The organism is Mycobacterium noviomagense (assembly GCF_010731635.1).
In the GTDB taxonomy this organism is placed as follows: Bacteria; Actinomycetota; Actinomycetes; order Mycobacteriales; family Mycobacteriaceae; genus Mycobacterium; species Mycobacterium noviomagense.
The window spans coordinates 1,873,402-1,893,392 of the sequence record NZ_AP022583.1; the positions used below are offsets into that span (position 1 = coordinate 1,873,402).

At 66.1% G+C, this 19,991-nt stretch carries 16 protein-coding genes and 2 pseudogenes; 6 read left to right on the plus strand and 12 right to left on the minus strand.

The features are described 5' to 3' along the window. Window positions 1–60: 60 nt before the first annotated feature. Window positions 61–666: a YqgE/AlgH family protein gene (locus tag G6N15_RS08590; protein WP_083088080.1), complete on the plus strand. Its 606-nt coding sequence runs from the start codon at window positions 61–63 to the stop codon at window positions 664–666. Between the two features lie 81 nt (window positions 667–747). On the opposite strand, the pseudogene G6N15_RS22725 reads toward G6N15_RS08590, so the two are convergent. Both G6N15_RS22725 and G6N15_RS08595 read right to left on the minus strand, forming a co-directional pair. Further along, window positions 748–1,123: pseudogene (locus G6N15_RS22725) on the minus strand (hypothetical protein). 57 nt (window positions 1,124–1,180) lie between these two features. Further along, on the minus strand, window positions 1,181–2,062 hold the full coding sequence (locus tag G6N15_RS08595; protein WP_083088081.1) for an LpqN/LpqT family lipoprotein: 882 nt from the start codon (window positions 2,060–2,062) through the stop codon (window positions 1,181–1,183). Between the two features lie 182 nt (window positions 2,063–2,244). Between G6N15_RS08595 and leuS the strand changes: the two genes are divergently transcribed. Next, entirely contained in the window at window positions 2,245–5,148 is a 2,904-nt protein-coding gene (gene leuS / locus G6N15_RS08600; RefSeq protein WP_083088082.1) for a leucine--tRNA ligase, read from the plus strand. Between the two features lie 74 nt (window positions 5,149–5,222). On the opposite strand, the gene G6N15_RS08605 is transcribed toward leuS, so the two are convergent. The 10 genes and pseudogenes from G6N15_RS08605 to G6N15_RS23150 form a co-directional block, all read right to left on the minus strand. Continuing rightward, complete coding sequence (locus G6N15_RS08605; RefSeq protein WP_083088083.1) at window positions 5,223–5,888, minus strand: SDR family oxidoreductase; 666 nt, start codon at window positions 5,886–5,888, stop codon at window positions 5,223–5,225. Window positions 5,889–6,044: 156 nt separating this feature from the next. Beyond that, window positions 6,045–6,530: a MarR family winged helix-turn-helix transcriptional regulator gene (locus G6N15_RS08610; protein WP_083088084.1), complete on the minus strand. Its 486-nt coding sequence runs from the start codon at window positions 6,528–6,530 to the stop codon at window positions 6,045–6,047. A 55-nt stretch (window positions 6,531–6,585) separates the two neighbouring features. After that, entirely contained in the window at window positions 6,586–7,335 is a 750-nt protein-coding gene (locus G6N15_RS08615; protein WP_269473714.1) for an amino acid ABC transporter ATP-binding protein, read from the minus strand. Beyond that, window positions 7,332–9,134 (minus strand): ABC transporter substrate-binding protein/permease, encoded by a 1,803-nt coding sequence (locus G6N15_RS08620; RefSeq protein ID WP_083088095.1) that lies wholly within the window; start codon window positions 9,132–9,134, stop codon window positions 7,332–7,334. Before G6N15_RS08620 ends, G6N15_RS08615 begins: the two co-directional genes overlap by 4 nt. A 49-nt stretch (window positions 9,135–9,183) precedes the next feature. Beyond that, window positions 9,184–9,879, minus strand: coding sequence for a GntR family transcriptional regulator (locus tag G6N15_RS08625; RefSeq protein WP_083088085.1), 696 nt, complete (start codon window positions 9,877–9,879; stop codon window positions 9,184–9,186). Window positions 9,880–9,964: 85 nt separating this feature from the next. Then, the gene (locus tag G6N15_RS08630) at window positions 9,965–10,762 is read right to left on the minus strand and encodes an LLM class F420-dependent oxidoreductase (protein ID WP_083088086.1); all 798 of its coding nucleotides are present in this window, start codon (window positions 10,760–10,762) and stop codon (window positions 9,965–9,967) included. 9 nt (window positions 10,763–10,771) lie between these two features. Continuing rightward, window positions 10,772–11,671: an alpha/beta fold hydrolase gene (locus tag G6N15_RS08635; RefSeq protein ID WP_083088087.1), complete on the minus strand. Its 900-nt coding sequence runs from the start codon at window positions 11,669–11,671 to the stop codon at window positions 10,772–10,774. A gap of 113 nt (window positions 11,672–11,784) precedes the next feature. Further along, entirely contained in the window at window positions 11,785–12,888 is a 1,104-nt protein-coding gene (locus tag G6N15_RS08640; protein ID WP_083088088.1) for an inositol-3-phosphate synthase, read from the minus strand. Window positions 12,889–12,940: 52 nt separating this feature from the next. Continuing rightward, entirely contained in the window at window positions 12,941–13,483 is a 543-nt protein-coding gene (locus tag G6N15_RS08645) for a PadR family transcriptional regulator (RefSeq protein ID WP_083088089.1), read from the minus strand. Window positions 13,484–13,625: 142 nt separating this feature from the next. Continuing rightward, a pseudogene (locus G6N15_RS23150) lies at window positions 13,626–13,787 on the minus strand (hypothetical protein); the annotation flags it as partial. A gap of 172 nt (window positions 13,788–13,959) precedes the next feature. On the opposite strand from G6N15_RS23150, the gene G6N15_RS08655 reads away from it, so the two are divergent. From G6N15_RS08655 to G6N15_RS08670, 4 genes are read left to right on the plus strand one after another with little or no spacing between them, the layout of a single operon-like run. After that, window positions 13,960–15,144 carry an LLM class flavin-dependent oxidoreductase gene (locus G6N15_RS08655; RefSeq protein ID WP_083088091.1) on the plus strand — a complete coding sequence of 395 codons (1,185 nt, stop codon included), beginning with the start codon at window positions 13,960–13,962 and terminating at the stop codon, window positions 15,142–15,144. 57 nt (window positions 15,145–15,201) lie between these two features. Beyond that, window positions 15,202–15,627, plus strand: coding sequence for a DUF5318 domain-containing protein (locus G6N15_RS08660; protein WP_083088092.1), 426 nt, complete (start codon window positions 15,202–15,204; stop codon window positions 15,625–15,627). Next, window positions 15,620–18,298: a transglycosylase domain-containing protein gene (locus G6N15_RS08665; protein ID WP_372506515.1), complete on the plus strand. Its 2,679-nt coding sequence runs from the start codon at window positions 15,620–15,622 to the stop codon at window positions 18,296–18,298. Before G6N15_RS08660 ends, G6N15_RS08665 begins: the two co-directional genes overlap by 8 nt. Continuing rightward, window positions 18,295–19,923, plus strand: coding sequence for a glycosyltransferase family 87 protein (locus tag G6N15_RS08670; protein ID WP_083086907.1), 1,629 nt, complete (start codon window positions 18,295–18,297; stop codon window positions 19,921–19,923). The genes G6N15_RS08665 and G6N15_RS08670 overlap by 4 nt, the downstream gene beginning before the upstream one ends. Window positions 19,924–19,991: the final 68 nt, after the last annotated feature.

A 19,991-nucleotide genomic window follows, 5' to 3' on the forward strand; every position in this document is an offset into this window, starting at 1 on the left:
TCTCGGGCTGCGCCTCCGTTGTTCGCCACCGCAACTGCGCGCGGGTGCCATGATGGTGTTGTGGCGCAGCACGAAGATCCCGAAGACTATGTCGCACCTGCCGCGCACCGAGTGCGATCGGGGACCTTGCTGCTGGCGAATACCGACTTGCTGGAGCCGACGTTCCGACGCAGCGTGATCTACGTCGTCGAGCACAACGACGGCGGCACCTTGGGAGTGGTGCTCAACCGGCCCAGCGACACCGCTGTCTACAACGTGTTGCCGCAATGGGCCAAATTGGCGGCCAAGCCGAAGACGATGTTCGTCGGCGGTCCCGTGAAACGTGACGCCGCACTGTGTCTGGGGGCACTGCGTGTGGGTGCCGATCCGCAGGGCGTCCCCGGGCTGAGGCATGTGAGCGGGCGCATCGTGATGGTCGATCTAGAGGCCGACCCGGACGCGATCGCCCCACTGCTTGAAGGGGTCCGGATCTTCGCCGGCTACTCGGGCTGGACCATCGGCCAGCTCGAAGGCGAGATCGAGCGTGACGACTGGATCGTGTTGTCGGCGTTGCCATCTGATGTACTGGCCGGGCCGCGGGTAGACCTGTGGGCGCGGGCGCTGCGGCGCCAGCCGTTGCCGCTGTCAATGCTAGCCACCCACCCGATCGACGTCAGCCGCAACTAACCGGGGTCGGCTGGCGAGCAACTGAGCCTGCGCGGTGGCCATCCGACACGCGATAACTAAACCCCTAGTGGGACAGCGGCTTTAGCGGCGCGGCGACGAGGCGCCTGCCGACGGGCGAGGCGGCCCCACGCAGTCGAGCACCGCGCACCCGGCGCAGCTGCCCTCGCAATTCGCCTGCGCCGCTTCGCTGTTCAGCGCATACCGCGCGGCTTGCCACGAGCCGGCGGCCAGGGTGCTGACCGCACCGACTACGCACAGGATCACCACGACCGGCGCTCGCTGCGAGGCGCCCAGCGCCGCCGCTGGCCAACATGACTGCGGCAGCTAATTGAGGCGGAGCGACTGCCCGCATCAACGCCGCAGCGACGTCGCCGCTAGCGGGGCGAGAGATCGACCAGAGCCCCACGGCGGCGACCGCAACCGCAACGCACACACACAGCACACCGGCGATCAGCATGGCCACACCATACGATGCGCCGCCAACCGAGCCGAGCGGGGCGCCCGCCCCAGTCAGCTACCGGCCCACAGCGGGCGCGATCGGCAACACGGCCGGGTTGGCCGGCGCGGGCGGGGCCACCGGCGCGGGCGGGCCGGCCGTCGGCGCGGCCACCCGGAATCCGTTCACGATCGCGTCGGTGGCCGGGGCCTCGGCCACAGCCCGGGCGACGTCCGTGGTGACCGCCAGTGACACCAGGTACTTGTCCGGGCCGGAGGTGGCGATGACGTGGCGCCGGGAGGTGTTGAGCGTCATGTCGTTCTGCCGGTAGGTGCCTTCGATGATCGACGACGGGAAGCCGCCGAAATCGGCGAGCGAGGCGGTCGTGGTTTGCCAGGCGGGCAGTTGCTGGCTGTCGACGAAGCCGTGGGTGATGGCCTCCCGTGGGTCGAAGTCGCCGATGAGCTTGTACACCACGACTTGAGCATTGGAGGTGTAGAGGCTCCCACCAGATCGGTTGGCGATCACCACGAATGGGTCGGCGACGTTGGGGTCGGGCACCGGCGTCCAGCCCGCCGGCATCGGCAACGTGATGTCGAGCGCGTTGAAGCCCTGCGGCTTTTGCGGCTCGAGTTTGACTCCCTTGGACTGGAAGTAGTCGCGCAACGTCCCGGAGGTAGCCGGAACCAGCGTGGGCGGCACCGGTACGAGCCCGGCCACGGGCCCGACCGGCGGCCTCACCGGCGACGCCGGATTCGGCGCCACCGGCAAGGATGCGGCCGAGGCGCTGTTGCCGACGCCGCCGACGATGTTCTGGGTAACCGGCGGCGGTGCCGGAGTCGGGCGCGGGGGAAGCACGGGATCCGCGGATGCGGAGGCAGTGGCAAAGCCCACAGCAGCGGCGAAGCCGACGGCTACACCGCCTGCCACTATCCGCCAACTGCGAGCGGCCTGCGTCATGTGCGTCGATCCTTTCCAACGCTCGGGCAAACAGCGGTAGTAGGGGCTGACTGTAACCAGCGTGCAGCGCGGGCGAGAAGGCCTGGAATCGACCTGGAACCAAGCTCTGATCGGTCCGCAATTCAACCGAAACCAACCTGTGGCCTAAGGCTCGCCCATGGGCGCCCTTATACCCTGTTGACGTGACCGAATCCCCGCCCGCCACGGCCGACCGCTCCACCGCGGCCAGCGACGTGGACGTCGACGCTCCGCGGTACCGATACACCGCAGAGTTGGCGGACCGTATCGAGCGGACCTGGCAGGACAATTGGGAACGGATGGGCACATTTCACGTGCCGAATCCGGTCGGCTCGCTGGCTCCAAACGACGGTTCGGCGGTGCCGGAGGACAAGTTGTTCGTCCAGGACATGTTTCCCTATCCCTCCGGGGAGGGATTGCATGTCGGGCACCCGTTGGGCTATATCGCCACCGACGTCTACGCCCGCTATCACCGGATGACCGGCCGCAATGTCTTGCACGCGTTGGGGTTCGACGCTTTCGGGTTACCGGCGGAGCAGTACGCGGTGCAGACCGGTACTCACCCGCGTATCCGCACTGAGGCGAACATCACAAATTTCCGCCGCCAATTGGGGCGGCTGGGTTTCGGGCACGACAACCGGCGCAGCTTCGCAACAACCGATGTCGAGTTCTACAAGTGGACGCAGTGGATCTTCCTGCAGATCTACAACGCCTGGTTCGACACCGCCGCCAACAGGGCCAGGCCGATCACCGAGCTCGTCGCTGAATTCGATTCCGGTGTGCGCCAGCTTGACGACGGCCGTGACTGGGCGACGCTGTCGGCCGGTGAGCGTGCCGATGTGATCGACAGCTACCGGTTGGTGTACCGGTCCGAAGAAATGGTGAACTGGTGTCCCGGGCTGGGAACCGTATTGGCTAACGAAGAGGTGACCGCCGAGGGTCGCAGTGACCGGGGCAACTTCCCGGTGTTCCGTAAACGGTTGCAGCAGTGGATGATGCGGATCACCGCCTACGCAGACCGGTTGCTCGACGACCTCGACGTGCTGGAGTGGCCGGACAAAGTCAAGACCATGCAGCGCAACTGGATCGGTCGCTCCACTGGCGCGGCGGCACTGTTCTCGGCGCGCGCATCCGGCGGTGAAACCGTCGACATCGAGGTGTTCACCACTCGCCCGGACACTATGTTCGGCGCCACCTATCTGGTGCTGGCCCCCGAACACGAGCTGGTCGACCGCTTGGCCACAGCCGCGTGGCCAGAAGGAGTAAATCCGCAGTGGACCTTCGATGCTGTCACGCCCGCCGACGCCGTCGCGGCATACCGGCGTGCCATCGCTGCGAAGTCGGACCTGGAACGTCAGGAAAACAAGGCGAAGACCGGCGTCTTCCTCGGCACTTACGCAACCAATCCGGCCAACGGCGAGCAGGTGCCGATCTTCATCGCCGACTACGTCCTGGTCGGGTACGGCACAGGCGCGATCATGGCCGTTCCCGGCCACGACCAGCGTGACTGGGAATTCGCCCATGAGTTCGGACTGCCGATCGTCGAAGTCATTGCAGGTGGCGATATTTCGCAGTCCGCGTACACCGGCGACGGGATACTGGTCAATTCCGATTATCTCAACGGTATGGACGTGTCCGCCGCAAAGGAAGCGATCACCCGTCGACTGGAAGCCGACGGCCGCGGCTGGGCCCGCATCGAATACAAGCTGCGCGACTGGCTTTTCGCCAGACAACGGTATTGGGGCGAACCGTTCCCCATCGTCTACGACAGCGATGGACGGCCACACGCGCTCGACGAGGCCGCGCTGCCGGTAGAACTGCCCGACGTGCCGGACTATTCGCCGGTGCAGTTCGATCCCGACGACGCCGACAGCGAACCGTCTCCACCGCTGGCCAAAGCGACCGACTGGGTGCATGTCGAACTGGATCTCGGTGACGGGCTCAAGCCCTACACCCGCGACACCAACGTGATGCCACAGTGGGCCGGTAGCTCATGGTATGAGCTGCGCTACACCGATCCGCACAACTCAGAACGGTTCTGCGCCAAGGAAAACGAGGCCTACTGGATGGGACCGCGGCCGGCTGAGCACGGGCCGGACGACCCGGGTGGCGTCGACCTGTACGTCGGGGGCGTCGAGCACGCGGTGCTGCACTTACTCTACGCCAGGTTCTGGCACAAGGTGCTCTACGACCTAGGCCACGTCAGCTCCTGCGAACCGTACCGGCGGCTAATCAACCAGGGTTACATTCAGGCGTTCGCCTACACCGATGCCCGTGGCTCGTATGTGCCGGCCGCAGAGGTGATCGAACGCGACGGCAAGTTCTTCTATCTAGGGCCAGGCGGCGAAATCGAAGTTTTCCAGGAATTCGGCAAAATCGGTAAGAGCCTTAAGAATTCGGTGTCGCCCGACGAAATCTGCGACAACTACGGCGCTGACACGCTGCGGGTGTACGAGATGGCGATGGGCCCGCTGGAGGCCTCACGTCCATGGGCGACCAAAGACGTCATCGGTGCGTACCGATTCCTGCAACGGGTGTGGCGGCTGGTCATCGACGAGCACACCGGGCAAACGCGGGTCGCCGGGCATGCGGCCGTGGACGAGACCACACTGCGCTTGCTGCACCGCACCATCGCCGGTGTATCCGACGATTATGCGGGACTGCGCAATAACACTGCGGTGGCGAAGCTGATCGAATACACCAACCACCTCACCAAAGAGCACCGCGACTCGGTGCCCCGAGCGGCGGTGGAACCGTTGGTGCTGATGCTTGCGCCGCTGGCCCCGCACATGGCCGAGGAGCTGTGGTCGCGGTTGGGCCACACCACATCGCTGGCGCACGGCCCCTTCCCGGTGGCCGATCCCGACTACCTGGTCGAGGACACGGTCGAATACCCGGTGCAGGTGAACGGCAAAGTGCGTGGCCACATCACGGTCGCTGCCGACGCTGACGCCGAGATCCTGGAGGCTGCTGCTTTGGCCGATGACAAAGTGCAGGCATTCCTGGCCGGCGCAACGCCCAGGAAGGTGATCGTGGTTCCCGGTCGGCTGGTCAACCTGGTCGTCTAATTCGGCGAGCAGACGCAAAAGCCCCGAATTCTGCTCGCGGCAGGGTGCTTTTGCGTCTGTTCACGCAATGCGCGTCAGCGCTGCCGGATGACGACCTCGTGGACGTGACCGTCCGGTGGCGTGTTGACGACGTGGGCGACCACCCCGGCGACGGTTTCGGGCCGCAGGAACTGAGCCGGGTTGTATTCGCCGCCTTCGAAGACGACCAGCTCGCGTTGCATCTTCGTATCGACCCGGCCCGGATAGACCGTGGTGACCCGCAGCCCGGTCTCGTCGTCGCGCAACGAGTCGGCGAACGCGCGCAGCGCGAACTTGCTGGCGGAATAGGAGGCCATACCCGGTGACACTTTGCGGCCCGACCCCGAATTGACGAATACCACCTGGCCGCTTGCCCGCCGCAGCGCCGGCAGCAAAGCGAGTGTGAGTGCGACTGCGCCAAAGACGTTGACGTCGAAGGTAGCCCGCCAGTCCTCGATCTTGGAATCACCGACATGAGCCGGTATCGACACGCCGGCGTTGTGCACCAACACATCAAGCTCGCTGAGGTCGGGCGTCGAGTTCTGGATTGCGTTGGTGTCCGCCAGATCGACCCCCCACACGGTGGCCTGCAATCGCTGCGCAACAGCGTCCAGCCGGTCTGAGGGCCGGCCGGCTAACAGCAGGGTATGTGTTTGGGCCAGCGCTTCGGCGATAGCCGAGCCGATACCGCCGCTTGCGCCCGTGATCAGTGCAGTGGCCATGCCAGCCAGCTTAAGCCGAGCTGATCCACCCGCGACAGCACAGCCCCCAAAAACAGTGCTGGTGAAAGATTGCCATTGGCAAGGAATTACGAACCGACGGCGAAACGTACGCCATAGCAACGAAACGAAAGCTCTTGAGAAAGCGGCGATTCAGGGCTATTCGGGAGCAGCCGTCGCGGCACTGACGGCCTCGCTGGCCAGCCGCTCCAACGGAGCCAGCGCTTTGGTCAGCGTGTCCAGATCCGACTCGCTGAGCTGGCTGAGCATCGCGGCCAGTGCGGCATGGCGGTTGGCCAGCGACTCACGGTGAACAGCCAATCCGCGCGGCGTGATGTCGACCAGCACAGCGCGCAGGTCCGAGGGATCGCGCGAGCGCTTGACCAGTCCCAGCTTCTCCAGCCGGCGGATCGCCACTGTCGTGGTAGGGGTGCGTACCCGTTCATGCGCGGCCAGGTCGGTCATCCGGATCGGGCCGCGATCAAGCAATGTCACCAAGATCGACAATTGCGCGAGCGTCAAATCGCCAGTGGTGGACATATTCGGATCGCCGCGGCGCAGGATTGAAAAGAGTTTGGACAGCGCGCGGTGTAGACCCTCGGCCAGCTCCGTCAGTTCCGGTGCGCTGGCTTCACGTTCTGCCATAATTCGCCAGTCTAACCTAACGGGACATTCGCAGACCGAAAAATCGTTTTCATCGTCAAAGTACTTGGGACAAGAATCGCTGCAATCGATCGGTTTCGGCGGCGTCGAATATTTTCGCCGGCGGCCCGGATTCCACAACTTTGCCGTGGTCCATGAAAACGACGGTGTCCGAAGCCGACCGGGCGAAGCCCATTTCGTGGGTTACGACAACCATCGTCATACCCTCGGCACCCAGATCGGCGATCAGAGCCAACACGTCCTTGACCATCTCGGGGTCCAGCGCTGAGGTCGCCTCGTCGAAGAACATCACCTGCGGCGCCATCGCCAGCGCACGTGCGATCGCGACCCGTTGCTGCTGCCCGCCCGACAGCGTGCCCGGCCGAGCATCCGCCTTGTGTCGCAGGCCGACCCGGTCCAGCTGCGCCAGGGCCAGCTTGCGGGCGGCGTCCGCCGACAGCCGCTGCAGCTTGCGCGGGGCCAGCATGACGTTGTCGAGCACGCTGCGGTGGGGGAACAGGTTGAATTGCTGGAACACCATGCCGATGCGCTGCCGCAACCGATCCGGGTTGTCACGCAGCACCGACCGGCCGTCGAGCAGGATGTCGCCGCGGTCGGGTTCGTACAACCGGTTCAGGGTGCGCAGTAACGTCGACTTGCCAGAACCCGACGGTCCGATCACCGCCACCGTGGTGCCCGCCGGCACGTCGATGTCCACGCCGCGCAACACGGTGTTCGGGCCGAAGGAAAGGTGAATATCCTTGCCCGCCAACGAGACTGGCTTGCGACGTTCGATCTGCTCCGTCACGTCATCTCCTGCGCGGATACCGAGCTCGGGTCCAGTGGGTCCTGCGGTTCGGCGACAACGCGACCGCGGCGAAGCCGGGCGTCGATCACGTTCACCAGGTGAGTCAGCGGGATGGTTAGCGCCAGATAGAAAATGCCGGCGGCCACCAGTGGGGACAGGCTGCCGGTCTGGGCGTTGATGTCGCGGCCGACCTGGAACAGTTCACGTTGTCCGGCGATCAGCCCGAGGAAGTACACCAGCGCGGAGCCCTTCAGCAAGGCGATGAACTGGTTCACCAGCGCTGGCAGCACCCGCCGGATGCCTTGCGGGATTACCACCAATCGCATCGCAGCGGGATAGCTGAACCCCAGCGCACGCGATGCCTCCAGCTGACCGGTATCCACGCTTTGGATGCCGGAGCGGAAGATCTCACCGACATAGGCTGCGGCGGTCAGCCCGAGCGCGGCGATACCCAGCGGGTAGGGGTTGTTGTTGGTCAGCCCACCCACCAGCGGCCCGACGCCGAGCCCGATGAGCAGGATGATCAGCACCTCGGGCAATCCCCGGAAGATGTCGGTATAGACGCGCGCCGGCCAGCGCAACCAGCGCAACCCGGAAATCCCGGCCACCGCCAGCATCATCCCGATGACCAACCCGATCAGGCTGGCGCTGACCGTCAGGATCAGCGTGTTGGGCAACCCGGTTTTCAGCAGCACCGGGATCGCCTGCTTGTACAGACTCCAGTCGAGGAAGGAGTCGCGAAGCTGGGCAAGCGTGGATTTGGCGGCGACGGGCTCCTCGACGGCCCGGTGGTGGCGCGCGGCGATCGCCGCGAACGGCGGCAGGTGGGGTTCCGGCGCGGCCTTGGAGCCGGGTTTCCAGCCGGGCGGCAGCGGCCGGGGAACCCAGTCGGAATACAGCCGCGACCAGGTGCCGTCCGCGATTACTGCGTCCAGCCCGGAGTTCAAGGCCGCGATGAGTGGCCGGTTGTCCTTGGCGACCGCGTACGCCTCGAAATCACCGGGGCTGAAGGTGTGCGCGACGATGGCGGCCGGGTCGCCGGGGCGCACGGTGTTCAGTGCCTCCATCGCCGGCGCCACCCACGCGTCGACCTGGCGGGTCTTCAGGCTGGCGTACAGGGTGGTGAAGTCGGGGAACTTCACCGGTTGCAGATGCAACGTGTCGACGACGTACGCCTCTTGCACCGTGCCCTGGACGACGCCGATGCGCTGTCCGGATTTGAGGTCGTCGAATCCGCTGATCGGTGAGCCGATCGGGACGACCAGTGACATGTAGCCGAAGTTGTAGCCGTTGGTGAAGCCGACGGTGCGCCGCCGGGCGTCGGTGGCGGCGATCGATGCCGAGCCGACGTCGAAGCGCCCCGAGGCCACCTGGGCGAGCATGCCGAAGAAGTCGGTGCCGACGAAGTTGAGCTTGAGGCCCAGCTTGCGCGCGATGGCGCGAAGCAGTTCGTTGTCGAAACCGGTAAACCGACCGGCGGGGTCGATGCAGGTGTCAGGCGGGCTTTCGGACAACGTCCCGACCGTGAGGGTGCCGGGTGTCTTCAGCCCCAGCGCGGTGATGTCAACCGAGCTCAACGGCTCGACGTCGGCAGTCGTGTACCTGTCTTCGCGGGAACGCTTGGCGGTGGCCAGTTTGCGCGGCAACGCGATTGCGCTGTCGGTGCCGGCTGGGGCGCAATTGTTGGTGTCGGCTGCCGCCGGTGGGGCCGATCCGAGGCCGGCCACCAACAGCACCGCGATGCTCAGCGCCAGCACCCGCGCGACACATCGCCCGCGCTGGCCGAAGTTCATGCTCATACCCGAAACGTATCGGCCGCTGCACCGCTCGGCCACGACCGGCGCGTCGTCACAACGCGACTGGGTGAGGAGAACCGGCGCCGGCACCGTTGGAAGGCCCGAACACCCTGCGCCGAACCAACTCGGCCAGCATGACGCGGCACATCACATCGGCGCGGCCGACGCACGCGGCGCGTGCCGCATCCGGATCACGCCGGTGGATGGCCGCGGTCTCGTCTTCGTAAAAGGGCAACAGCTCGTCGCGGCCGTTCTGGTAGGTGGCCCAGAACACCCGCGGGATCAAGGTCTGGGTGGCCCGGATTGCGGCATGCAGCCGCGGCCCGGCGTATTCGTCGTTGACGGTGCGCCGGTACTGCGCCGCAACGTCGAGGAAAGCGCGTGATTCTTTGGAGGCCCGCAGGGCTCGCAGCAGGGCGTCGAGTTGACCGAGAACTCTCGGCGTCGGGTTGGCGGCCGCGCGCGCGGAGGCAATTCCGTTGAGCATCCCGTAGAGCTCATGGTGCTCGGCGACGGTGTCCTCGTCGAACCGCTCGATGAATGCGCCGCGGTGATACCGGGTGGACACGATGCCGTCGTGTTCAAGCTGGACGAGTGCCTCTTGGATGGGGACGCGGCTGATCCCGAGGTCCTTGGCGATCTCGTTGCGGTCGACGCGGTCGCCGGTGCGCAGCTTGCCGGTCAGCACAAGGTTGAGGATGTGGGAGACGACCAGGTCTTTTTCCTTGACCCCGTACTTCTTCGGCATCGGCGTCTCCCGGCTTGCCCAGTAGATACGCGCTGTAGCTTCTCATGGGCCACACGTTTGCGGCCCCTTTCGCCCGATGGCGTCGCTACCGGCTGTCGCGCCACCGGCACAACGTCTCGGCAGCACTCAAGTCGTAGTCGGGACCGGAAGAGCCGACCGTCAGCAGTGTCACGCCTAGGCCGGTGAGAGCATCCGCTTCGGCGATCAGCGCGTCCCCGCCGCGGGCGCCGGTCTCGCCGCCGACGGCCGCCGAGCGTTCGATGTCGTCGGGATTGCGGCCGACGGCGGCACAGTGGTCGGCCAGCACGGCCGCCTTGGCCGGGTAGGTGTCGCGGGTGGCGAAGCTGTGCCACATGTCGGCGTATTCGGCGACGAGCCGCAACGTCTTTTTCTCGCCTTGCCCGCCGATGAGGATCGGGATATCGCGACTAGGCGCCGGATTAAGTTTGGCCAGACGGGATTTGATCCTGGGCAGCGCCGCGCCCAGGTCGTCGAGCCGACTAGCCGCGGTGCCGAATTCGTAGCCGTACTCGTCGTAGTCCTTCTTCTTCCAGCCCGACCCGATGCCGAGAACCAAGCGGCCGTCGCTGATGTGGTCCACGGTGCGGGCCATGTCGGCCAGCAGCTCCGGATTGCGGTAGGAGTTGCAGGTCACCAGTGCACCGATTTCGATGCGCGACGTCTGCTCGGCCCAGGCGCCCAGCATGGTCCAGCATTCGAAGTGCGCGCCGTCAGGGTCGCCGTAGAGCGGGAAGAAGTGATCCCAGTTGAACGCGATGTCCACGCCGATGTCCTCACAGCGGCGGACCGCGTCGCGGATGATGCGGTATTGGGCAGCGTGCTGCGGCTGCAGTTGCACGCCGATGCGGACGGGACGAGTCATAGCACCACGTTAGCGGCTGAGCACTCCGCGCAGAATCTCGACCAAAACGAGCGGCTGGTCGCTTTGTACCGAGTGCCCGGAGTTCTCGACCACGTGTACGCCACGGAAATCCCTTGCGCGCTGGGCCAACTCGTCGGCGTCCTCGTCGGTGACGAAATCCGACTTGCCGCCGCGCACCAACGTGATGGGCGCGGAGGTGGCGGCCAGGTCGTCCCATAGTCCGGCGAAGTCGGGCATGGTGTGCATATTGTCGTAGCGCCACGTCCAGCGCCCATCATCGAGGCGACGGGAATTGTGAAATACGCCGCGGCGCAAAGACCTTCGATCACGGTGCGGCGCCGCTGCGGTGGTGACCTCCAGCATGGCCGCGAAGCTGGGGAATTCCCGCTGGCCGTGCACCAGGGCGACCGTGCCCTGCTGCTCGTCGGTCAGCTCGGCGTGCCGCTGCAACGCCGACGGGGTCACGTCGACCAGGACCAGTTCTCGTACCAGGTCGGGTGCCGCCGCGCCCAGCGCTATCGCGGTGAGCCCACCCAGCGACATGCCCACCACCAGCTCGGCGTCTGCAGCGAGCTGGCGCAGCACGGGCGCCAGGGTGGCGGCGTTGTGCCGCGGTGAGTAGTCGCCGTCGTCACGCCAGGCCGAATGGCCGTGTCCGGGCAGGTCGACCGCCAGCGCCGGCTCGCCCAAGCCGACGATGACGGTGTCCCACGTGTGCGCGTTCTGCCCGCCGCCGTGCAGGAACACGATCCGTGGCGGGCGCTCGCCCCAGCGCAGCGCGCTGATCGCGCCGACGTCGACGCGCTCTACGCTCGGCAGGGGTCCGTCCACGCCGGCCTGTTCGGCGTTTTCGGCGAGCAACGCGAATTCCGGCAGCGCCGCCAATTCGTCGTCGGACAGTTCGGTCACAGACTGTAGACCTTACGAGCCGCGCCGCGACTGCGGCTACCGCGCCCAAACTGCAGCCACAGCGCGCCGCGGCGCAGAAACCCCGCTGTCACCGCAGTCTCGACCTGAAGCGCCTACTCAGCGATGAAGTCCTCGAGTCGGGTACGCGCGACGTCGTCGGGCATCTGCTGCGGTGGGCTTTTCATCAGGTACGCCGAGGCCGCAATCACCGGTCCGCCGATGCCGCGGTCCTTGGCGATCTTGGCGGCCCGGATCGCGTCGATGATGACACCCGCCGAGTTCGGCGAGTCCCACACCTCGAGCTTGTATTCGAGGTTCAGCGGCACGTCACCGAAGGCGCGGCCTTCCAGCCGCACGTAGGCCCACTTGCGGTCGTCGAGCCAGCCGACATGGTCGGACGGGCCAATGTGCACGTCTTTGGTCTTGAACTCCCGCTGCAGGTTCGACGTGACGGCCTGGGTCTTGGAGATCTTCTTCGACTCCAGCCGCTCGCGTTCGAGCATGTTGAGGAAGTCCATGTTGCCGCCGACGTTGAGCTGCATCGTGCGGTCGAGCTGCACGCCGCGGTCTTCGAACAGCTTGGCCATCACGCGATGGGTGATGGTGGCGCCGATCTGGCTCTTGATGTCATCGCCGACGATCGGAACGCACGCGTCGGTGAACTTCTTGGCCCACACCGGATCCGACGCGATGAACACCGGCAGCGCGTTGACGAATGCCACACCCGCGTCGATTGCGCACTGTGCGTAGAACTTATCGGCCTCATCCGAACCCACGGGCAGGTAGGACACCAGCACATCGACCTTGGCGTCGCGCAGCACCTGCACCACGTCGACGGGCTCGACATCGGACAGCTCGATCGTTTCGGCATAGTACTTGCCGATGCCGTCGAGGGTCGGGCCGCGCTGCACCACCACGTCGGTGGGCGGCACGTCGGCGATCTTGATGGTGTTGTTCTCGGAGGCGAAGATCGCCTCGGACAAGTCGAAACCCACCTTCTTGGCGTCGACGTCGAAAGCGGCGACGAACTTGACGTCGCGGACGTGGTAAGGCCCGAACCGTACGTGCATCAGGCCGGGCACCGACGACGTCTCGTCAGCGTCCTGGTAATACTGAACGCCTTGCACCAGCGAGGATGCGCAGTTCCCGACGCCGACAATGGCGACTCTGATCTCTGACTGCGCCTCTGGCGCCTCTGAAAGCTGGTGCTCACTCATAAGGCGTTCTCCTTACCTCTACCTGTGGGGTTGACGTGTTGCTGGGCTGGAGCTAGCTCTGCTCGGCGTGACCTTGCGCCACCCGCTCAGCGGCGATGAGTTCGTTGAGCCACTTGACTTCGCGCTCACTGGATTCCAGCCCGAGTAAGTGCAACTGGCGGGTATAGCGATCGAATGAACTGCTGGCCCGCGCCACGGCTTGACGCAGACCTTCGCGGCGTTCCTCGACTTGACGACGGCGGCCTTCCAGAATCCGCATCCGCGCCTCGGCGGGAGTGCGGTTGAAGAAGGCCAGGTGTACCCCGAAGCCGTCGTCGGTGTAGTTGTGCGGACCGGTGTCGGCCACCAGCTCCGCGAAGCGCCGCCGACCGGCGTCGGTCAGCTGATACACGCGACGGGCCCGCCGCACCGGCGTCCCGGCTGGGGCGGCGTCCTCGGCGATCAAGCCTTCGGCCTGCATCCGCCGCAACGCCGGGTACAACGAGCCGTACGAGAAGGCCCGGAAGGCGCCGAGTAGACCCGTCAGCCGCTTGCGCAACTCGTAGCCATGCATCGGGGACTCGAGCAGGAGACCGAGGATGGCCAGCTCCAGCATCGAGTCACCTCCTTTGCTCTGCTTATGACGACGCTTTCATATCGAGGCTCAGCCTCGGGTAATACTATCGTCCCGATATATTTGCCACCACACCAGCTTCCGTTCGCACTGCGTTCAAGCACAGGCCGGATCCGGGCGAAGGTCAGGAGGGGTAGTACACCTGTTTGACCGTGCCGTCGCCGGCGAACGCGATGTAGCCGCTGCCGTAATCAGCGGAAAAAGCCGATAGCGACAATGCGTCGGGCGTGGTCGGATCGCGCGAGGGCTCCACGATCAGATACGTGGACTTGACGTCAGACTGCTTGGACAGCTCGCCGTCATTGAGCGCATCGTCGAGCGCGCGGCATGTCTGCTCCCGGTCGCTGTCTTTGGCCCGGGTTGCCGGGGTTTGCCGCGCCGCCACGGCGACGATCGCATTGCAACCAGCGTGGTTGCAAGCCTGGTCGCGCGACGCCGACGCGGCATAATTAGATCACGTGTCGATACATCTGCATTGGTTCCTGCCCACGTACGGGGATTCCCGCGACCTGATCGCCGGCGGCCACGGCAGCACCATGCGCGGTGACCGGCCGGCCGACTTGAGGTACCTGACGCAGCTGGCCCACGCCGCCGAGATCAACGGCTTCGAGGCGGTGCTCACCCCTACCGGTCAGTGGTGTGAAGACGCGTGGCTGTCCACCGCGATGCTGGTCGACGCCACCGAGTCGCTGAAGTTCCTGGTGGCACTGCGTCCCGGGTTGGTCAGTCCGACACTGGCCGCCCAGATGGCGGCCACCTTTCAGTGGCAGTCGGGTGGACGGCTGCTGCTCAATGTCGTCACCGGTGGCGAGAGCATCGAGCAGCGCGCGTTCGGCGACTTCCTGACCAAAGAGCAGCGCTACGTCCGCTGTGCCGAGTTCCTCGACATCGTCCGGCAGCTATGGACATCCACCGAGCCGGTGACGTTCACCGGAGAACATCTGCGGGTAGAACAGGCGGCCCTGGCGCGGCGTCCAGATCCTTTGCCGTCCATCTTCTTTGGCGGCTCCTCGGCTGGTGCCGGGCAGGTCGCGGCGCGCTTCGCCGACACCTACCTCACCTGGGGCGAACCGCCCGGCCAGGTCCGCGAAAAGCTCGACTGGATCCGCCGCCTGGCCCGTGCCCACGGCCGGAAACTGAGCTACGGCATCCGGTTGCACGTCATCTCCCGCGACACCAGCGAGCAGGCGTGGGCGGAGGCGAACCGGTTACTGGGTGCCCTGGATCCGCAGACCGTGGCCGCTGCGCAACAGTCGCTGTCCCGCTCGGAATCCGAGGGCCAGCGCAGAATGCGTCAATTGCACGGCGGCGGAACGGCTTTCGACCAGGGTGTGGACGCGCGGGCGTTGGAGATCTACCCGAACCTGTGGTCGGGGGTGGGCCTGGTGCGTGGTGGCGCGGGCACCGCGTTGGTCGGCTCACACCAGGAGGTGGCCGACCGGATCACCGAATACGCCCAACTGGGCCTGGACCACTTCATCTTGTCCGGCTATCCGCATCTCGAGGAGGCGTACACCTTCGGCGAAAAGGTGCGCCCGATCTTGGCCCGCCGCGGCCTGCTGGGAGAGGACGCCGACGGCAAGACGACCGGCCCTGCGCGGTCCGCGTTCCTGCCGCACCTCGGTGACGTCAGCGCCTCCTAGCGCCGCGTATTCCGCGCAACATATCGACAACGGCCATGCGGACGTACTCTGGTCAACATGCGACTCCAGCGACAGGTGGTGGACTACGCGCTGCGGCGCCGCTCACTGCTGGCCGAGGTGTACTCCGGACGCACCGGCGTCTCCGAGGTCTGTGACGCCGACCCCTACCTGCTGCGGGCCGCCAAATACCACGGGAAACCCAGCCGGGTCATGTGCCCGATCTGCCGCAAAGAGCAGCTGACGCTGGTGTCCTGGGTGTTCGGCGACCATCTGGGGCCGGTGTCCGGTTCGGCGCGCACCACCGAGGAGCTGGTTCTGCTGGCATCCCGTTTCGACGAGTTTTCGGTACACGTAGTGGAGGTATGTCGGACCTGCAGCTGGAACCACCTGGTCAAGTCGTACGTGCTGGGCGCGGCACGCCCACCCAAGGGCTCGCGCGGCACCCGGACAGCGCGCAACGGCGCCCGCACGGCCAGTGAATAACGAAGGGCACCACGACCGGCCAGCCACTGACGTCCCCAACAGGTCGGCGGGCGGCGGTGCGCCCAGGCGCAACGACGACGGCGGTGGAGCGGGCGGTGCTGCCCGTCCGCCGACTCCGCCGCGACGATCCCGCCCGATTCCGCCCGATGACCGACTGACCACAGTCCTGCCGCCGGTCACCGACGACACGTCTCCCGAGCTGCGCGACCCGATCGAAGAAGTCAAGGCCGCGCTGGACGGCACCCGCCACAAAGCCCCGCAGCGCGAGCCGATCGAACAGGTCGCAGCCGCCCTGGATGGAGGCCCGCCACAACCGCCGCGGCGCCCGCGCCCGATGTTGGGCGGAGGCCCCTCGCCCGGTGGTCGCCCGCCTATGCCGCCGGTGCCCGGGCTTGCGCAGCTGAGGCGATGGCTGCAAGGACTCGATTGGGAGTGGCTACACCACATCGACTGGAGATGGGTGCGACGGGGTCTTTACGTCGCCGCGCCCGTGCTGTTCGTGTTGCCGCTCATCACCTTCGCGATGGCCTACTTGATGGTCGACGTTCCCAGGCCCGGCGACATCCGCACCAACCAAGTCTCGACAATCTTGGCCAGCGACGGCTCGGAACTCGCCAAGATCGTTCCGCCCGAAGGCAATCGGGTCGACGTCGACCTCAAACAGGTTCCGGTGCACGTGCGCCGCGCCGTGCTGGCCGCCGAAGACCGCAACTTCTACTCCAATCCCGGCTTTTCGCTCACCGGTTTCGCGCGGGCAGTCAAGAACAACATGTTCGGCGGCGACCTGCAGGGCGGCTCGACGATCACCCAGCAGTACGTCAAGAATGCGCTGGTCGGTTCGCAACGCACCGGAGTCGGTGGCCTGATCCGCAAGGCCAAAGAGCTCGTGGTCGCCACGAAGATGTCGGGGGAGTGGCCCAAAGACGATGTGCTGCAGGCCTACCTGAACATCATCTACTTCGGCCGAGGCGCGTACGGGATTGCCGCCGCCTCCAAGGCGTACTTCGACAAGCCCGTCGAACAGCTCACCGTCGCTGAGGGCGCACTGTTGGCCGCGCTGATCCAGCGACCGTCCACGCTCGACCCGGCCGTGAATCTCAAAGGGGCAACTGCCCGCTGGAACTGGGTGCTCGACGGGATGGTGGAAACCGGAGCGTTGTCCGCGGGCGATCGCGCCAAACAGGTCTTCCCGGCGACGGTTCCGCCCGAGGTGGCCAGCGCGCAAAACCAGACCACCGGGCCCAACGGTCTGATCGAGCGGCAGGTGACCAAAGAGTTGATGGACCTGTTCAACATCGACGAAAAGACGCTGTATACCCAGGGTCTGCAGATCACCACCAGCATCGACCCGCAGGCCCAGCAGGCGGCCGAGAAAGCCGTGTCGACGTACCTCGAAGGGCAAGATCCCGACATGCGCGCCGCGGTGGTGTCGATCGATCCGCACAACGGCGCGGTGAAGGCCTACTACGGCGGTGCTGATGCCAACGGTTTCGACTTCGCGCAAGGAGGGCTGCAGACGGGGTCGTCGTTCAAGGTCTTCGCGCTAGTCGCCGCACTGGAGCAGGGCATCGGCCTGGGTTACCAGGTGGACAGCGGGCCGCTGACCGTCGACGGCATCAAGATCAGCAACGTCGAGGGCGAAAGCTGCGGAACCTGCAGTATCGCCGAGGCGCTCAAGCGTTCGCTGAACACTTCGTATTACCGACTAATGCTCAAGCTCAAGCATGGCCCGCAGGATGTCGCCGACGCCGCGCATCAAGCCGGCATTGCCACCAGTTTCCCCGGCGTGCCGCACACCCTATCCGAGGACGGCAAGGGTGGCCCGCCGAACAACGGGGTTGTGCTGGGCCAGTATCAAACTCGGGTGATCGACATGGCCTCGGCCTACGCCACCCTGGCGGCGTCGGGTGTGTACCACGCGCCGCATTTCGTGCAAAAGGTGGTCAACTCCGAAGGCCAGGTGCTCTTCGATGCGGCCACCCAGGACAACAGCGGCGAGCAGCGCATCGACAAGGCCGTCGCCGACAACGTGACCTCTGCAATGGAGCCGATCGCCGGGTATTCGCGCGGGCACAACCTGGCCGGCGGTCGGCCCTCGGCGGCCAAGACCGGTACAACGCAGTTGGGTGACACTGACGCCAACAAGGACGCCTGGATGGTCGGCTACACCCCGCAGCTTTCGACAGCGGTGTGGGTGGGCACAGTGAGAGGCGACAAGCCGCTGGTCAACAAGTGGGGGTCGCCGGTGTGGGGCTCGAGTCTGCCGTCGGACATTTGGAAGGCGACCATGGACGGCGCGCTGAAGGGCGCCCCGACGGAGTCGTTCCCCAAACCGGCAGAGATCGGTGGCTACGCCGGGGTGCCGGTCGCGCCGCCCCCACCGCGCGTGGAGGCGCCGCCGTCGCAGACCGTCATTCAGCCGACGATCGAAGTGGCACCGGGCATCACGATCCCGGTCGGTCCGCCCACCACGGTTCCCGTCGCCCCGGCGCCAAGTCCTGGCGCGCCGGGGCAGGGTCCCTACCCGGGGCAGGGCGGCTACGCGCCGGGACAAGGTGGCTACGCGCCCGGGCAAGGTCCGTACGCGCCGGCGCCAGGCCCGTTCGCCCCCGCACCAGGCCCGTTCGCCCCCGCACCGGGAGGACCCCAAGCGCCCCCACCGCCGCCGTGACCGGCGCCGATAGCCGCCGCGCCACGATCTCGCCGCAGCCGTTGGCTGCTGACTTGCGAAGTGCCGAAGATCGCGACTGCCCAAGTCGCACAGACGTTTTGGGCTCGGCGCTGTCGACAGTGATCGGCGGCCCCGTGGGCCGGCACGCCCTGATCGGCCGCACACCGTTTATGACCCCGCTGCGAGTGATGTTTCTGATCGCGGTGATGTTCTTGGCGTTGGGATGGTTGACCAAGGCACCGTGCCTGCAGAGCACCGGCACCGGGCCCGGCGACCAGCGGGTGGCCAACTGGTCCAACCAGCGTGCCTACTACCAGTTGTGTTACTCCGACACAGTGCCGCTCTACGGCGCGGAACTGTTGAGCCAGAGCAAGTTTCCGTACAAGTCCAGCTGGATCGAGACCGACTCGGCCGGTAAACCGCAGACACGCTACGACGGCCGGCCCGCGGTGCGCTACATGGAGTATCCGGTGTTGACCGGTGTCTACCAGTACGCGTCGATGGCGCTGGCCAAGACCTACACCGCGCTGAGCAAACTGCATGTGCTGCCGGTGGTCGCCGAGGTGGTGGTGTTCTTCGACGTCGCCGCTTTCGGGCTGGCGCTGGCCTGGCTGGCGACCGTGTGGGCCAGCGCAGGACTGGCCGGCCGGCGGATCTGGGATGCGGCGCTGGTGGCGGCCTCGCCGCTGCTGATCTTTCAGATCTTCACCAACTTCGACGCGCTGCCAACAGCTTTCGCCGTCGGCGGGCTGCTGGCGTGGGCTCGGCGGCGACCGGTGCTGGCCGGTGTACTGATCGGCCTCGGTGTGGCGGCCAAGCTGTATCCGGTGGTGTTTCTGCTCCCGCTGCTGGTGCTGGGGCTTCGGGTTGGGCGGCTCCCCGAGGTGATCCGCACGGCGGCGGCGGTGGTGGCGACCTGGCTGGTGGTGAATCTGCCGGTGATGCTGCTGTTTCCGCGGGGCTGGTCGGAGTTCTTCCGGCTCAATACCCGCCGTGGCGACGACATGGATTCGCTCTACAATGTCGTCAAGTCGTTCACCGGGTGGCGGGGTTTCGACGCCCAGCTCGGGTTTTGGCAACCGCCGGTGGTACTGAACTCTGTCGTCACGCTCCTGTTCGTATTGTGTTGCGCGGCAATCGCTTACATCGCGCTGACGGCGCCGCAGCGGCCGCGTGTGGCGCAGCTGACGTTTCTGGTGGTGGCCGCGTTTTTGTTGACGAACAAAGTGTGGAGTCCGCAGTTTTCCTTGTGGCTGGTGCCGCTGGCGGTGCTCGCCTTGCCGCACCGGCGGATTCTCTTGGCGTGGATGACGATCGACGCGGTGGTGTGGGTGCCGCGGATGTACTACCTCTACAGCGTCCCCAACCGGGGTCTGCCCGAGCAGTGGTTCACCGCGGCGGTGCTGCTGCGCGACATCGCGGTGGTACTGCTGTGCGTGTTGGTCGTGCGCCAGATCTATCGGCCGGGCGAAGACCTGGTGCGCTGGCACGGCCGAGTGGACGATCCGGCGGGCGGGGTCTTCGACCGGGCCGACGACGCGCCGCCGGGCTGGCTGCCGATTTGGCTGCGCCCGCCGAAGCTGCGCCAGCCAGCAGTATCGCCGCAACCCGTCGCGGCACGCTGACGCCGTCAGCGCACACTCGCAGTAGCCCACGATTACGCAGGCCAGGCATCCATCCGGTAACCTGATGC

Bases quoted from the DNA above. Each gene is read 5' to 3' on its own strand.
- G6N15_RS08630 (WP_083088086.1), bottom strand. From the start codon at position 10,762: ATGACTCGTCCCGTCCGCATCGGCGTGCAACTGCAGCCGCAGCACGCT.
- G6N15_RS08640 (WP_083088088.1), bottom strand. From the start codon at position 12,888: ATGAGTGAGCACCAGCTTTCAGAGGCGCCAGAGGCGCAGTCAGAGATC.
- G6N15_RS08610 (WP_083088084.1), bottom strand. From the start codon at position 6,530: ATGGCAGAACGTGAAGCCAGCGCACCGGAACTGACGGAGCTGGCCGAG.
- G6N15_RS08660 (WP_083088092.1), top strand. From the start codon at position 15,202: ATGCGACTCCAGCGACAGGTGGTGGACTACGCGCTGCGGCGCCGCTCA.
- G6N15_RS08605 (WP_083088083.1), bottom strand. From the start codon at position 5,888: ATGGCCACTGCACTGATCACGGGCGCAAGCGGCGGTATCGGCTCGGCT.
- G6N15_RS08645 (WP_083088089.1), bottom strand. From the start codon at position 13,483: ATGCTGGAGCTGGCCATCCTCGGTCTCCTGCTCGAGTCCCCGATGCAT.
- G6N15_RS08595 (WP_083088081.1), bottom strand. From the start codon at position 2,062: ATGACGCAGGCCGCTCGCAGTTGGCGGATAGTGGCAGGCGGTGTAGCC.
- G6N15_RS08625 (WP_083088085.1), bottom strand. From the start codon at position 9,879: ATGCCGAAGAAGTACGGGGTCAAGGAAAAAGACCTGGTCGTCTCCCAC.
- G6N15_RS08620 (WP_083088095.1), bottom strand. From the start codon at position 9,134: ATGAGCATGAACTTCGGCCAGCGCGGGCGATGTGTCGCGCGGGTGCTG.